15 protein-coding genes are annotated in these 14,817 nt (G+C 65.7%); 10 read left to right on the top strand and 5 right to left on the bottom strand.

The genetic code is table 11. The annotated features are described in order from the left end of the window. Positions 1–50 precede the first annotated feature (50 nt). Genes pqqC through BGI01S_RS12195 form a run of 4 tightly spaced genes read left to right on the top strand, consistent with a single transcriptional unit; the run spans position 51 to position 3,019 of the window. Complete coding sequence (pqqC, locus tag BGI01S_RS12210; RefSeq protein ID WP_042325604.1) at positions 51–809, top strand: pyrroloquinoline-quinone synthase PqqC; 759 nt, start codon at positions 51–53, stop codon at positions 807–809. 5 nt (positions 810–814) lie between these two features. Beyond that, complete coding sequence (gene pqqD / locus BGI01S_RS12205) at positions 815–1,105, top strand: pyrroloquinoline quinone biosynthesis peptide chaperone PqqD (RefSeq protein ID WP_042325996.1); 291 nt, start codon at positions 815–817, stop codon at positions 1,103–1,105. Between the two features lie 4 nt (positions 1,106–1,109). After that, the gene (gene pqqE, locus BGI01S_RS12200; protein ID WP_042325601.1) at positions 1,110–2,360 is read left to right on the top strand and encodes a pyrroloquinoline quinone biosynthesis protein PqqE; all 1,251 of its coding nucleotides are present in this window, start codon (positions 1,110–1,112) and stop codon (positions 2,358–2,360) included. Continuing rightward, positions 2,357–3,019, top strand: coding sequence for a response regulator (locus BGI01S_RS12195; RefSeq protein ID WP_042325600.1), 663 nt, complete (start codon positions 2,357–2,359; stop codon positions 3,017–3,019). The genes pqqE and BGI01S_RS12195 overlap by 4 nt, the downstream gene beginning before the upstream one ends. Here the strand turns inward: BGI01S_RS12195 and BGI01S_RS12190 are convergent. Further along, positions 2,989–4,035 (bottom strand): histidine kinase, encoded by a 1,047-nt coding sequence (locus BGI01S_RS12190; RefSeq protein WP_042325598.1) that lies wholly within the window; start codon positions 4,033–4,035, stop codon positions 2,989–2,991. The genes BGI01S_RS12195 and BGI01S_RS12190 overlap by 31 nt on opposite strands. A gap of 221 nt (positions 4,036–4,256) precedes the next feature. Here BGI01S_RS12190 and BGI01S_RS12185 point away from each other — a divergent pair, with 221 nt between their 5' ends. Further along, positions 4,257–6,647 carry a TonB-dependent receptor gene (locus BGI01S_RS12185; RefSeq protein WP_042325597.1) on the top strand — a complete coding sequence of 797 codons (2,391 nt, stop codon included), beginning with the start codon at positions 4,257–4,259 and terminating at the stop codon, positions 6,645–6,647. A 75-nt stretch (positions 6,648–6,722) separates the two neighbouring features. Here BGI01S_RS12185 and BGI01S_RS12180 read toward each other — a convergent pair whose 3' ends face one another. Beyond that, positions 6,723–7,832 (bottom strand): YVTN family beta-propeller repeat protein, encoded by a 1,110-nt coding sequence (locus tag BGI01S_RS12180; RefSeq protein WP_042325595.1) that lies wholly within the window; start codon positions 7,830–7,832, stop codon positions 6,723–6,725. 248 nt (positions 7,833–8,080) lie between these two features. Here BGI01S_RS12180 and BGI01S_RS12175 point away from each other — a divergent pair, with 248 nt between their 5' ends. The 5 genes from BGI01S_RS12175 (at position 8,081) to gph (ending at position 11,748) form a co-directional block, all read left to right on the top strand. Further along, positions 8,081–8,860, top strand: coding sequence for a TonB family protein (locus BGI01S_RS12175; RefSeq protein WP_042325593.1), 780 nt, complete (start codon positions 8,081–8,083; stop codon positions 8,858–8,860). Between the two features lie 35 nt (positions 8,861–8,895). Further along, positions 8,896–9,657 carry a MotA/TolQ/ExbB proton channel family protein gene (locus BGI01S_RS12170; RefSeq protein ID WP_042325591.1) on the top strand — a complete coding sequence of 254 codons (762 nt, stop codon included), beginning with the start codon at positions 8,896–8,898 and terminating at the stop codon, positions 9,655–9,657. After that, complete coding sequence (locus tag BGI01S_RS12165; protein WP_042325587.1) at positions 9,648–10,070, top strand: ExbD/TolR family protein; 423 nt, start codon at positions 9,648–9,650, stop codon at positions 10,068–10,070. The genes BGI01S_RS12170 and BGI01S_RS12165 overlap by 10 nt, the downstream gene beginning before the upstream one ends. A 176-nt stretch (positions 10,071–10,246) precedes the next feature. Further along, the gene (locus BGI01S_RS12160) at positions 10,247–11,062 is read left to right on the top strand and encodes an HAD family hydrolase (RefSeq protein ID WP_042325584.1); all 816 of its coding nucleotides are present in this window, start codon (positions 10,247–10,249) and stop codon (positions 11,060–11,062) included. Then, a complete protein-coding gene (gene gph / locus BGI01S_RS12155) occupies positions 11,062–11,748 on the top strand; it encodes a phosphoglycolate phosphatase (protein WP_408638640.1) in 687 nt (228 codons plus the stop codon). Before BGI01S_RS12160 ends, gph begins: the two co-directional genes overlap by 1 nt. Before the next feature lie 30 nt (positions 11,749–11,778). Here gph and BGI01S_RS12150 read toward each other — a convergent pair whose 3' ends face one another. From BGI01S_RS12150 to BGI01S_RS12140, 3 genes are read right to left on the bottom strand one after another with little or no spacing between them, the layout of a single operon-like run. Further along, positions 11,779–12,441 (bottom strand): ankyrin repeat domain-containing protein, encoded by a 663-nt coding sequence (locus BGI01S_RS12150; RefSeq protein WP_042325581.1) that lies wholly within the window; start codon positions 12,439–12,441, stop codon positions 11,779–11,781. Positions 12,442–12,456: 15 nt separating this feature from the next. Further along, positions 12,457–13,086, bottom strand: a complete 630-nt coding sequence (locus BGI01S_RS12145; protein ID WP_042325579.1) for a c-type cytochrome — start codon at positions 13,084–13,086, stop codon at positions 12,457–12,459. Further along, entirely contained in the window at positions 13,083–14,816 is a 1,734-nt protein-coding gene (locus BGI01S_RS12140) for a pyrroloquinoline quinone-dependent dehydrogenase (RefSeq protein ID WP_042325576.1), read from the bottom strand. Before BGI01S_RS12140 ends, BGI01S_RS12145 begins: the two co-directional genes overlap by 4 nt. Between the last annotated feature and the right edge of the window lies 1 nt (position 14,817).

Genomic DNA, 14,817 nt, shown 5'->3' with positions numbered 1-14,817 from the left:
AGGAGCAGTAACGAGGCGCGAGCTGTCAGTGATAAAAAAACGGAGACGGTATGAACGCGAAAGATACCTACGAGACGCCGCCGGCGCGCGACGCCAGCACGCAGCGCAGTCCGGACGCCGACGCGCCCGCGTGGAGCCGCGACGAATTCGAGGCGCAGTTGCGCGCGAAAGGCACCGCCTATCACATCTATCACCCGTTCAATGTGAAGATGAATAGCGGCGGGTGCTCGCGCGAGCAGATTCGCGGCTGGGTCGCAAACCGCTTCTACTATCAGATCAACATTCCGCTGAAGGACGCGGCCGTGCTGTCGAACTGTCCGGACCGCGAGACGCGCCGCCGCTGGGTGTTGCGCATTCTCGACCACGACGGCTACGACGGCGCCGAAGGCGGCATCGAAACCTGGGCGCGTCTCGCGGACGCCGTCGGGCTGTCGCGTGACGAGCTCTGGTCGCTCGAACACGTGACGCCCGGTGTGCGCTTCGCCGTCGACGCCTATGTGAATTTCGCGCGCCGCGCGCCGTGGCAGGAATCAGTCTGCTCGTCGCTCACCGAGATGTTCGCGCCGCAGGTTCATCGCGACCGGCTGGCGAGCTGGCCCGAGCATTATCCGTGGATCGAACCGGGCGGCCTCGCGTATTTCCGCTCGCGCATTTCGCTCGCGCAGCGCGACGTCGAGCACGGGCTCGAAGTGACGCTCACGCATTTCACGCGACGCGAGCAGCAGGAACGGGCGCTCGAGATTCTGCAATTCAAGCTCGACATTCTGTGGACCATGCTCGACTCGATCGAAAAGGCCTTTCCGCAATGAACGCCATGAACGACCCGACTCGCGCTGGCGAGGCTGCGCAAGCCGCCACGCCGCTGACGATCGCAAAGCCCTTCCGGCTGCAATGGGAAACCGTGCAGAACGCGCACGTGCTGCTCTACCCGGAGGGGATGGTGAAGCTCAATCAGAGCGCGGGCGAAATCCTCAAACGCTGCGACGGCACGCGCGACGTCGACACGCTGATCGCCGAGCTGGAGCAGGCGTTCAATACCACCGGGCTCGGCGCCGAAGTGCGGGCCTTCCTCGCCGACGCGCATGCGCGCGGCTGGCTGGAGTAGCGCGATGACCGATCTTGCGCAACCCGCGTTGAACCCCGCGTTGCAGACCGAGGGCAGCGCCGCCGTGCCGCCGCCGTTCTGGCTGCTCGCGGAGCTGACCTATCGCTGTCCGCTGCATTGCGCGTTCTGCTACAACCCGCTCGATTACACGGACCACAGCCGCGAACTCACCACCGCGCAATGGATCGACGTGCTGCGCGAGGCGCGTGCGCTCGGCGCGGTGCAACTCGGTTTTTCGGGCGGCGAGCCGCTGGTGCGCGACGACGTCGAAGTGCTGGTCGAGGAAGCGCACAAGCTCGGCTTCTACACGAATCTGATCACGTCCGGCGTCGGCCTCACGGACAAACGTCTCGACGATCTGAAGGCCGCCGGGCTCGACCACATCCAGTTGTCGTTTCAGGATTCGACGCAGGAGTTGAACGACTTCCTGAGCAGCACGCGCACCTTCGATCTGAAGCAGCGCGTCGCCACCGCGATCAAACAGCGCGGCTTTCCGATGGTGCTGAACTGCGTGCTGCATCGCTATAACCTGCCGCACGTCGACAAGATCATCGACATGGCGCTGGCGATGGGCGCTGAATACCTGGAGCTGGCCAACACGCAGTACTACGGCTGGGCGCACGTGAACGAAGCGCAGTTGCTACCGACGCGCGAGCAGCTCGAAGAAGCCGAAGCGGTGGTCGAGCGCTATCGCCGCACGCATGGCGAGCGCTGCAAGATTTTTTTCGTCGTGCCCGACTACTTCGAAACCCGTCCGAAACGCTGCATGAACGGCTGGGGCGCGGTGTTTCTCGGCGTTGCGCCGGACGGCGCCGCGCTGCCCTGCCACGCGGCGCGCGGGCTGCCGGGCCTGACGCTGCCGAACGTGAAAGAGATGCCGCTGCGCGAGATCTGGTACGAGAGCGATGCGTTCAACAGCTTTCGCGGTCTGAGCTGGATGAAAGAACCCTGCCGCAGTTGCGACGAAAAGGAACGCGACCTGGGCGGCTGCCGCTGCCAGGCCTACATGCTCACCGGCGACGCAGCCAACGCCGACCCCGTGTGCGACAAGTCGCCGTTTCACGAGACCGTCGTGAAGATGGTGCAACGCGCGGCATCGGCATCGGCGTCGGCTTCGGCCATGCCAGCGGCGGCGACCGTGGCGCGCGAGCAGCCAATCCTGTTTCGCAACGACTTCAACTCGCGCAAGCTCGCGACCGCCGCCCGCGAGCCCGACGTGACCGGCGGTAGCGGCGACAGCGGAGCAAAACCATGAGTGCGGGAACCATCTCCGTTCTGCTCGTGGACGACCACGCGGTCGTGCGCGAAGGCTACCGGCGTCTGCTCGAACTGAACGCCGACGTGCAGGTCTGCGGCGAGGCCGCCGATGCCGCGCAGGCTTATCAGCGCTTTTGCGCGTTGCGGCCCGACGTGGTCGTGATGGATGTGTCGCTGCCGGGTGCGAGCGGCGTCGAAGCGATGCGGCGCATGCTCGCGCGCGAGCCGGATGCGCGTGTGCTGATCTTCAGCGTGCACGAGGAGTCGATCTTCGTGCGCCGCGCGCTCGACGCCGGCGCGCTCGGCTACGTGACCAAGGCCAGCGCGCCCGATGTGCTGGTCGAAGCGGTGCGCGCGATCGCGGATCGGGCGAGTTATCTGAGCCCGGATATCTCGCAGGCGCTGGCGATGCGCACCGCTTTCAGCGAAGGGCCGCCCGGGCGTCAGTTGTCGGCCCGCGAGTTCGAGGTGCTGCGGCTGCTGGTGCAGGGCTATACGCTGCCGAGCATCGCCGAGAAGCTCGGCTTGAGCCAGAAGACGGTGGCCAATCATCAGTCGGTGATCCGCCAGAAGTTCGGCGCCGACAACGGCGTGCAGCTCGCGCAAATGGCGAGCCGGCTCGGACTTCAGTTCACCGGTTCGGCGAGCCCCGCCTGAACGGGCACGCGCGCGCAAAACAGAAAGCCGCCTTGCGGTTGGCTCGCCACATGGAATTCGCCGCCGAGCGCCTCCACGCGCTCGCGCATGCCGATCAGCCCGAGGCCGGCGCGCGGCTTCGTGAGATCGGTGCCGGGGCCGTCGTCGGCCATCGTCACGACGATTTCGTCGGCCGTGCCAGCCGCGCCAGCCGTTCCCGCCGCTGCGTTTTCACCACGCGGCTCGCGCGGCGCGCGCACCATGAACACCTCCACACGTGAGCCGCGCGCGAACTTCGACACATTCGTCAGCCCTTCCTGCACGAGCCGGTAGAGCGTGATGGTCAACGCGTCGCTCAGACCGTTGAAATTCCCTTCGATCGTCAACGAAAACGAAGCATCCGGCAGCCGCTCGCGCCAGCCGTCGATGCAATGTTCGAGCGCGCTCGGCAAGCCGAACTCGTCGAGCCCGATGGGCCGCAGGCGGCGGATCATGTCGCCGATCTGCCGGTAGACGTGGCTCGCGCTCTGCAGCAGCCCGAGCGCGACGCGATGGATCTCCGGCTCGCGCGTGCTGGACAGATCGCGGATGCGGGCGGCGTCGAGCGCGATCGCATTCAGATACTGGCCGAGTTCATCGTGCAGCTCGCGCGCCAGATGACGGCGTTCCAGTTCCTGCGCCTGCAACGCCTGGTTGGCGAGCCGGCGGTTATCGGCCAGCAGCCGCTCGGCCTGCTCTTCGAGCGCACGGCGGCGGCTCACTTCGCGGCGCGCTTCGCGGTAGCGGCGCCACGCAAACCATGCAAGGCCGATCGACAGCACGCACAGCGTGGCTGGCAATTCGTCGAGCTGGAAGCGCTCCATGCCGCGCGTGAAGCGATAGGCCCGCTCGCTCAAATCGAACATCGCGCCGAACACCGCCGCGAGCGCGGTCACGGCGACCACCCATGCGAGATCGCGCCGGATCGTCGAAGGCGGCGACGACGGTGACGACGGCGAAGGGCCGGCGGAGGATGAGTGGATCGGTTCGCTTGACATGACGTTTGCATTCTACCCAGCGCCATCGGATGCGGCGGAGTTTTGCGGGCGATTTGGGAAGCCCTCCCTGACAGATCGGGAAAAGCTCCCGTGCGTGCCGATCGTCTGGTATGCGAAGCTTTACACGCACACCAACAGAACGCGCGATAAGCGCGATAAGAGCAAACGACGAGCAACGAGCGCGCAACAAGCGCCGACGCCGGTCGACAGGAGACAAAACCATGAGCATGCGATCCCAGGCACGCCGCGGACGACGCCTTCAACGGCGCGCCGGCATCACCTTCTGTTTCGGCGGCGCACTCGCGAGCCTGTCGGCGGCGGCATGGGCGCAGGCCGAAGCGCCGGTGGCGGCGTCGGCACCTTCTACGCCTTCCACATCGGCAGAGCCCGCCACTCCCGCTACATCCGATACCCCGGCCGCCAACACGACGCCGACAACGCCCACCACCACGCTCGCGCCGATCGTCATCGTAGGCACCACGCCGCTGCTCGGTATCGGCACGCCGCTCACGCAGGTGCCGGCCAACGTGCAGACGGTGCACTCGGACGACCTGCTTCGGCAGCGCCGCACCACGCTGACCGAATTCATGGCGAGGAATCTGCCAAGCGTCGACGTCGCCGACGCGCAAGGCAATCCGTATCAGATGAACCTCACCTATCGCGGCTTCACTGCGTCGCCGCTGCTGGGCACACCGCAGGGGCTATCCGTATTCGTCGACGGCGTGCGGGTCAACGAGCCGTTCGGCGACGTCGTGAACTGGGACCTGATTCCGCAGCAGGCCATCGACACGATGCAATTGATTCCCGGCTCGAATCCGACCTACGGCTTCAACACGCTCGGCGGCGCGCTGTCGATCACCACGAAGAACGGCAAGGACAACCCGGTCGGCGAGGCCGAAGTCGCGCTCGGTTCGTGGGGCCGCAAGAGCGCGCAGATCGAACAGGGCGGCACGATCGGCCAGAACCTCGATTACTACTTCACCGCCAACGCCGTGAACGACAACGGCTGGGCCGAGCAGAACGAAAGCCGCGTACGCCAGGCGTTCGGCAAGCTGCGCTATACCGACGCGAATACGACGCTGTCGCTCTCCGCGGGCGGCGCGGACAACGATCTGCACGGCACGCAGACCATTCCGCGCTCGTTTCTCAACAACTTCAAACAGCCGTACACGTTTCCCGACCAGAATCAGAACACCGTCGGCTATGTGACGCTCTCCGGCGACCACTACTTCAACGACCATGTCGAACTGAGCGGCAACGCGTACTACCGGCATTTCCTCAACACCAACATCAGCAGCAACGTGAACGACGATTACGGCACCGTGGACGACGACGGCAACGTCGATACGTTGCAGGCGACCAACGAGAAGTCGACCGTGTCGACCGACAGCTACGGCGCGAGCCTGCAACTCACGCTGCTCGGCAAACTCGGCGGGATGGAAAACCAGTTCATCGCGGGCATGGCCGTCGACGTCGCCAATTCGCGCTTCACGCAGTCGTCGCAGGACGCCGCGTTTACCGATTCACGCGCGACGATCGGCATTGGCGACTTCGATCCGCAGACCAACGCGAAGACGCACAACACCAACTACGGCATCTATCTGTCGGACACGTTGTCGCTGACGCCGCATTGGTCGGTGACGCTCGCCGGACGCTACAACTGGGCCGACGCGACGATCGGCGATTCGAGCGGCGTGCAGCCCGCGCTCGACGGTCACCATACGTTCTCACGCTTCAATCCCGCCTTCGGCATCAACTGGAATCCGACGCCGGCTCTGACGGCCTACGCCAGCTACAACGAAGGCATGCGTTCGCCGACCGCGATCGAACTGGCCTGCGCCGATCCGGCCGCGCCGTGTTCGCTGCCCAACGAGTTCATCTCCGACCCGTCGCTGCAGCCGGTGATCTCGAAGACGTTTGAAATCGGCGCGCGCGGCAAGCTCGGCACGTCCACGACATGGAGCGCGGCCGCGTATCACACGACGCTCGACAACGATATCGAATTCATCAGCAGCAACGGCGCGGGCAGCTCGCAAGGTTTTTTCCAGAACGTCGGCCGCACGCGCCGGCAAGGCTTCGAACTGTCGGGCCACAGCAAATTCGGCCCGGTCGGCGTGACCGCGAGCTACAGCTACGTCGATGCGACCTACCAGTCGACCTGGACCGAAAGCAGTCCGAGCAACTCCAGCGCCGACGCCGACGGCAACATCACCGTCAAGCCGGGCAATCACATTCCGGGGATTCCCGCGAGCACCGTGAAGCTGCGGCTCGACTACGCGGCGACCGCGAAATGGAACCTCGGCACCAACCTCACATGGCGCGGCAGCGTCTACGCGCAGGGCGACGAAAACAACCAGGACGAGAACGGCAAGATCTCGGGCTATCTGCTGATCGATCTCGACACGACCTACCAGGTGACAAAGCAGTTGCAAGTGTTCGCGTCGGTGACAAACCTGCTCGACAAGCGCTACGCGAGCTTCGGCGCGCTCGGGCAGAACTTCTTCAACGGGCCGAACCATACGTTCGACGGCGCGAACCCGGTCAACGAGCAGTTCGTCGGGCCGGGCGCGCCACGCGGGTTCTGGGTCGGCTTGCGGTATGCGTGGAAATAAGCGAAAAATGCGCGAGGCAATGAGATGTGAAGACAGCGGCGTGAACCACGCACGCCGCCGCCCCGACCGGGCCGCTCAATGCGACTCGATCGAACCGTCGCTGTGCGGATACGTAACGATGCCCCACGCGAGCGGCAGCTCGCCGATCTGCTTGATCGATTGATAGCTCTTCGCGTCGAGTACGTAGACCGCATCGGAGCGCCCGCACGCGACCATCAGCTTCGCGCCGTCCGGCGTGAAGCTGAAGTGCCAGCAGCGCTGTCCGACGGGTACGTCGGCGATGTGTTCGTAGGTGTGGCCGTCGAACACCTGCACGGCCTTGTCGCGCGCCGCTGCAACGAACAGGCGCTGGCCGTCCGGGCCGAACGCGACACCGTACGGGCCGAGTTTGGTATCGACGGTCTTGATCACTTCCATGCTGTGCGCGTCGATCACGACGAACTTGCTGAGCGACTCCAGCGTGACCACGTAGTGCTTGCCGTCGGGCGACAGGCGGATGCCGCGCGGCCGGCTGCCGGGCGCGAGCTTCACGGTCCTGAGCGGCGCACCCGTGCGCACGTGATAGACCGACACGGTATCGTCGCCTTCGTTGGTGACGAGCATCGACTGGCCGTCGCGCGAGAATTCGATGCCCTCGGTTTCGTGGCCGCTCGTCACCGAGCGGATCACGCGCCACGTTTTCATATCGACGATGGCGATCTGCGCGGGCAGCTTGTCGTCATCGTCGTCGGCGCCGGGCTTGCCGCCCGGTTTTGCCTCGGGCTTACCCTCGGGCTTGCCAGCCGCGGGCGCCACCGGCGGGCCGCCGCTCTCGCCGGGTTCGTACGTCACGTAGACATAGCCGTTGTGCACGCGCACATACTCGGGGTTCTTGCCGATCTTCACACGCTGCACGACCTTGCCCGAGGCCGTGTCGATCACCGACAGATCGCCCGTGTTCTTGTTGGCGATCATCAGACGCGTGCCGTCCGCGTTCAGACTCAGGCCGCGCGGGCCGTCCGCGCCGACCGGAAACGTCTTCGCGAGCGTCATCTGATCGAGATCGATCACGCCGACGCCGGCCTTCTCGCTCGTCACATAGGCGAGCGGCGCGGCGGCCTGGGCGGCGCTCATGGCGAGAAGGCCTGCAATGGCGAGTGCAATCGAACGGCGGGGTCGTGTGACGGGAATCCGTGTCTCCAGCATTGTGTGCTCCGTGGTGAGATCGCTGTGCCGCGATAGCTCGCGTCATCCGTTCAAAGTATCCCACCGGGCGATTGTTTGACAACGCGGATCGGACGGGAGAATTTCCCGAATTGACGCCCGACGGCCGGTGCCGGTTCTAAATCGCCGGGTGCGGGTGGACAATGAATGTGGAGGTGGCCACCGGTTTCGAACCGGACGGATGCCGCGAATCACGCCGGCGATTACGCTCATGTCTGGCCGCAAAAGTGATGCTGCAAGTTGCCCTTGCGAACCCTGGAAGCCGTACGATCCCGGCGCTGCGATATCGTCGCGGCGTGCTCGTGCTGGGCGTGGTGATCGGCGCGCATCTGGCTTTGCTGGGCCTGATGCTGAGCGCGCGCGATCGAACGGTCGAGCGGCCCATTGAGCCGGTGGTGATCACCGCGTTGTTGCTGAGCCCGGAGCCGGAAGCAACGAAGCCCGCCATTCCGGCTGTGCCCGCCGATGTGGTTGCGCCGACGCCGCCGGTCACGCCGCCTGCCGCGCGCCCTGTGGTTCGCGCGAGGCCCTCGCCGCAAACGCAGCCACGCGCTCCGCGTAGCGTGGCGACGCCTGCGACGCCTGCGCGGCCTGTGTCACCTGCACCACCGGCTCCGGACGACAACCCCGTGCCGTCTCCCGCTGCCCCAATGACGCCGCCCGCAACGGCAACAGCGACAGCCACGCCCCCCGCCCCTGCCCCCGACCGCGCGACTCCCGCCTCCACCGCGCCGAGGAACGTCGCGCATGTCGATTGCACGATCCCGAAGCCGGACTATCCTGACATTTCGAAGCGGCGTAGCGAGAGCGGCACCGCAATCGTGCGATTCGTCGTGGGGCTCACCGGCGGAATCGATACGATGCAATTGCAGAAGAGCAGCGGCTATGCGCGGCTCGACGACGCCGCGCTCGCCGCTGTCCATGCGGGCGTCTGTCAGCCGTATAGGGAAAACGGCACCGTGGTTCGTGCTGCGTATTCGCAGTCGTTCGTCTTCGGAATGAGCGACTGACTTCGTCACCGGGCTACCCAACCAGGAAAACGACCATGCAACATTACGGACTCGCAAATGTTTGGGACAGCGGCGACATCGTCACGCGCTGCATTCTGGGCGTACTGGTGATCATGTCGGTGATGTCGTGGACGGTGATCATCGTCAAGCTGTTGCAGGTGATGCGCCTGCGCCGCGCGACCCGGCAGAACGACACGCGCTTCTGGAACGCGGACCGTTTCGAGGACGGCCTGAACACCCTCGGCCACGCCGAACCCGCGTCGCCCGACAACCCGCTGCTCGCCCTCGCGCTCGCGGGCCACGAGGCGGCGACGCATCACCGGCAGACCCAGCAGCATCTGCACGATCGCATCGACGTGTCCGACTGGATCACGCGACGCCTGCAGGACACGATGGACGAAACGGTCGCGCGCCTGCAAAGCGGCCTTGCGATCCTCGCGTCGATCGGCAGCACGGCGCCCTTCGTCGGGCTCTTCGGCACTGTCTGGGGCATCTATCATGCGCTGATCGTGATCGGCGAAACCGGCCAGACCTCGATCGAACATGTCGCGGGACCGGTCGGCGAGTCGCTGATCATGACGGCCTTCGGGCTGTTCGTGGCGATACCCGCTGTGCTCGGCTACAACGGCCTGAATCGCGCGAACCGGACCATCGTCGCGCGGCTGAGGCGCTTCGCGCATGGGCTGCATGCGTACTTCGTGACCGGCTCGCAACTGCCCTCGAGCGCGGGGCCGGAGTTTCATCTGGTGCCGCGCAACGGCGGCGGATCGCGCGACGGAGACCTCAGATGGCAATGACCCCGTTCTCCGACGATGACGAACAAGGCCTGATGAACGAGATCAACATGACGCCGCTGGTCGACGTCATGCTGGTTCTGCTGATCATTTTTCTCGTCACGATTCCGGCGCTTCAGCACTCGGTCAACATCGATTTGCCTCGCGCGAGCAGCCAGCCGGAAGCCGTCAAACACGCCCACGTCGATCTCGCGGTGCAAGCGGACGGCACACTGCTGTGGGATGGCCACGCGGTCAACGACGACGAACTGCGCGCACGGATCGCCGAGGCCGCACACGCGACGCCGCAACCGGAACTGCACGTGCGCGCCGACCGCAAGGTCGCTTACGAACGGGTCGCCGATGTGATGTCGGCCGCCCAGGCCGGCGGCCTGACGAGGATGGGCTTCGTCACCACGCCGAAGCCGCGCGGATAGCGCGGCGCCGCTCGCATGCGTAACTGGCATCACTTGCGTAAGTTGCCTAACGCGGCTTGCGGACTCAAAGCGTCGCTTATCGGACGCGAAAGAATCTCTGAATTCAAATCCGCTGGCGGCTCCGCTATCGTGGTGCGTGTCTGAACAACGGCGATCACGCTGACGGGGACCGCACGATGCAAGCCCTTATCTTCGACGTTGACGGCACGCTCGCCGATACCGAGACCGCGCACCTGCACGCCTTCAACGCTGCGTTTGCGGACGCGGGGCTCGACTGGTGCTGGGACGAGGCGCTCTACACGCGTCTGCTCAAGGTGGCCGGCGGCAAGGAACGTCTGCTGCATTACTGGCGCATGATCGAGCGCGAGGAAGCCGAGGGCGCGAAGGCGTGGGAGTTCGTCGAGGCGGTCCATGCGCTCAAGACCCGCCACTACACCGAACGCGTGCGCGACGGCGGCTTGCCGCTGCGGCCGGGCATCGCGCGTCTGCTGGACGAGGCGCGAGCAGCCGGTATGCGCGTGGCTATCGCGACGACCACGACGCCCGCCAACCTCGACGCGCTGCTGCAAGTCCATTTCGGCGCGACGTGGCGTACGCGCTTCGCGGCGATCGGCGACGCGGCCACCTCGCCCGCGAAGAAGCCCGCGCCCGACGTCTATCGCGATGTGCTCGAACAACTCGGCTTGCCGGCTGTCGCGTGCGTCGCTTTCGAAGACTCCGGCAACGGTTTGCTGGCGGCGCGCGCCGCCGGAATTCCAACCGTCGTCACGCCGAGCGGGTACACCGCGCACGATTGCTTCGATGGCGCGCTGGCCGTTGTGCCCCATCTCGGCGATCCGCAGACGCCGCTCCAGCCGCTGCGTGGTGAAGCACAGCGCTGGGTAGACCTGGCGATGCTGCGCCGCTGGCATCGGCACGCGACGCGGACCATCGAGCCGGCTTCGTTCGAAGCGCCCGACGCGGCGCTGTCACCGGTGAACTCGCCATGCTGATGAGCGGCCACGGCCACGCCCTTCTGATCGACCTGGACGGCACCATGGTCGACACCGCGCCGGACATCGTCGCGGCGGTCGGCAGCATGCTGGAGGACCTGCGCGCCGCGCCGCTGCCGTTCGACACGGTGGCCGGATTCATCGGCAAGGGCGTGCCCAATCTCGTGCGACGCTCGCTGGACGCGGCGGGCATCGGCGAGCAATGGGACTTCGAGCACGCGTTGCGGGTGTTCGACCGGCACTACGTCAACACGAACGGACAACTCGGTCATGTGTTTCCGGGCGTCGCGGCGGGGCTGCACGAACTATGGCGACGCGGCTACCGGAGCGCGTGCGTGACCAACAAACCGCAAGCGCTGGCGGCGGCGTTGCTGGCGAAAACCGGGCTCTCCGCATATCTGGACGTGCTGGTCGCGGGCGACACGTTGACCAGCATGAAGCCCTCGCCCGAACCGCTTTGGCACGCTTGCCATCTGCTCGATATCGACCCCGCGCGCTGCGCGCTGGTTGGCGATTCTCCGGTCGATGTCGCCGCGGCTCGCGCCGCCGGTCTGCCGGTGTTCATCGTGAACTACGGCTATGGCGGTCCTGGGGGAATCGAAGCATCACATTGCGATGCATTGATCGATTCGTTCGAAGCGTTGCCGGCGATGCTTGCTCAGCGTTGGTGCCGCGCCCCCGCGTAGTAAGCGCGTCGCGGTCCGCTGCCGCTGCGTTCAACCGGCAGACAGCACGCCGGCCACCCGTGCCGACTTCGTCTGCACCGCGATGTCTTTGGCCGTCATGCCGCGGTTGTCCTTCAACGCCGGGTTCGCGCCGCGCGCGAGCAGCAGTTGAACCGTGTCCGCGCGATCGTATCCCGCCGCCCACATCAATGCGGTGAGATCGTTCTTGTAGAGGCGATTCACGTCGACCCCGGCGTCGAGCAGGCGGCTCACCACCTTCGTCTGCCCCTGCCCGGCCGCGTACTCCATCGCGGTCTTGCCGACCCGGTCCGTCGTGAACAGATCCGCGCCATGCGCGAGCAGCAGTGCGACGAGGTCGTCGAAGCCGCCGTAGGACGCGGCCATCAACGGCGTGACGCCCGGCGCGCTCGCGTGCTGCACGTTAGCGCCGTGCTCGATCAGCGTGCGCGCCATTTCCACATTGCCCTTCGTGCACGCGGTGATCAACGCCGTGTCGCCGATGCGGTTCATCGCGTCCACGGCCGCGCCGCGCTGCAATGCCGCGACGAGCGACGCCTGATCGCCGTCCTTCGCGGCGGCCAGCAGTTGCCGGTTGGTTTCGCCATCGCCCTGCGCCTGCGCGGGCACGCACAGGCCGCACGTGGCGGCCAGCAGCATCGCGCTCGCGATGAAGCGGATCAACGTTTCTTTCATGGTGTCGGCTCCGGGCTACTGGAGATTGTTCACGTACGCGGCCAGATTGCGGATGTCGTCGTCGCTCAGATTGCGCGTCACGCTGGCCATGTTGCCCGCATCGTTGGTCCGCGTGTGCGAGCGGAAGTCCTGCAACTGCTTGACGATGTACGGATAGAGTTGACCGGATACGCGCGGAATCTCGTTCTGTCCGGCAAAGCCGCCGAGGTGGCACATCGTGCACAGCACCTCGGCGGATTTCTTGCGCCCTGCTTCGATGCTCGCGCTATCCGACTTGAACGGCACGGACACGAGCTTTTGTGCGGCGAAGTAGTCGGCGAGGTCCTGCATGTCTTCGCGCGACAGATTCGCCGCCATCGGCGACATGCGCGGATCGCTGCGCCGTCCTTCCTTGAAGTCCCGCAGTTGCAAATAGATATAGCGCGCGGTCTGCCCGGCGAGGATCGGATAGTCGGGCGTGGTCGAATTGCCCATCGGTCCATGACAGGCCACGCACACCTGCGCTTTCGCCTTGCCCGCCTCGGCATCGGCGCGCGCGGCGAGCGGCAGCCATGCGGCGGCGAACCAGCCGCATAGCAAAACCGCCCAGGCGCGATGGCGTGTCGGACGAGGACGAAGCGTTGCCCGCAGCGTCGGCCCCGTCATGGCAGCGCGAAGACGAGCACGGTGTTGCCGCGCTTGAAATCGAGCTGCGTGTTGCCGCCTGCGGCGACCGCGACGTACTGCTTGCCGTTCACCGAATAGGACACCGCGGGCGCGTTGACCCCGGCGCCGCACTGATACTCCCAGAGCTTCTTGCCGGTCGCAGAGTCGAACGCGCGGAACAGGCCGTTGCCTTCGCCGTTGAAGACGAGGCCGCCCGCCGTCGCGAGCACGCCGCCAATCAGCGGCTGCTCGGTCTTGTAGTCCCACGCGACCTTGCCCGTGTCGACGTTGACCGCCGACAGCTTGCCCCATTGCTGCTCGTTCGCAATCACCTTGAACGCGCCGCCGAGCCACAGCTTGCTGCCGCCTGGGTACGCGGCGTCCTCGACCTGATAGGTCATCGGCTGATGCAGGTTGGCCGCGTACACGAGGCGCGTTTTCGGATCGAACGCCATCGGCGACCACTCGACCCCGCCGTTCGCGCCCGGTAGCATGCGCGCGCCGGCGGCGGTCGGCAGCGTCCACATGTTCTCCTGCGGAATCATCGCCTGCGAGTAGCGGATCAGACGTCCGGTCGCGCGGTCATGCACATACACATGGCCGGTCTTGCCGCCATGCACGACGCCCGGAATCATCTTGCCGTCGTTGTCGCGCACGTCGATCAGGATCGGCGGGCTCACCGCGTCGAGGTCCCACACGTCATGCGGCACATACTGGTAGTGCCATTTGTATTTGCCGGTGTCCAGATCGATTGCGACGAGCGAGTCCGTATAGAGGTTGTCTCCCGGCCGGATCGCGCCATACAGGTCCGGCGACGGATTGCCCACGACGAAGAACACCGTCTTCGTTTGCCGGTCGATCGCGGGCGTCATCCACACGCCGCCGCCAAGCGTCTTGTAGAAGTCGCCGCCCTTCGCGGCGAGCTGCTTCTTCTCCGCGTCGATGTCGCGCTTCTCGTCGCGGCCGGTCGCGTCCTTGGTCGCCCACACGCCTTCCTGACCGGTTTCCGGAATCGTGTAGAAGGTCCACAGCAAACTGCCGGAGTTCGCATCGAACGCTTTGACGAAGCCGCGAATGCCGTACTCGCCGCCGTTCGTGCCGATCAGCACCTTGCCGTCGACCACCGCCGGCGCCATCGTTTCCGAGTAGCCCTGATCGGGATCGGCGATCTCGCTTTGCCAAAGCACCTTGCCGGTCTTCGCGTCGAGCGCGACGAGCTTCGCGTCGAGCGTGCCCATGAAGAGGCGGTCGCCCGAAATCGCCACGCCGCGATTGTTCGGCCCGCAGCAGAACGTCGTGACCGGACCCATCTTGTGCTTGTAATGCCAGAATTCCTTGCCGGTCGCCGCATCGACTGCATACACGTGGTTGAACGACGTGGTGATGAACATCACACCGTTCGAGACGATCGGCGCCGTTTCCATCGACTCGTTGACAGCGGTCTGAAAGATAAACGCGGGTCTGAGCTTCGCGACGTTGGTCCGGTTGATCTGGGCGCCGCGATAGTAGCGCGTCTGCGCGTACGAGCCGTTCGAATGCAGCCAGTCGGCCGACGACGTGGCCGCGCGGTCCAGCTGTTCCTGACTCACCGGCTGCAGCGCCGAGGGTACGGGCGAAGTCGTCGTGGTGGAGGTGTTCTGGACTTCGTCGGCGGCATGGGCGGCGGGCAGGCCGAATGCGAGGGCGAGCAGCGGCAGGCCGACGACACCTCGAATGAGTGTGAATGGCATA

Source organism: Paraburkholderia ginsengisoli NBRC 100965 (assembly GCF_000739735.1).
Lineage (GTDB): Bacteria > Pseudomonadota > Gammaproteobacteria > Burkholderiales > Burkholderiaceae > Paraburkholderia > Paraburkholderia ginsengisoli.
This window is presented reverse-complemented; position numbering and strand designations above follow the sequence as displayed.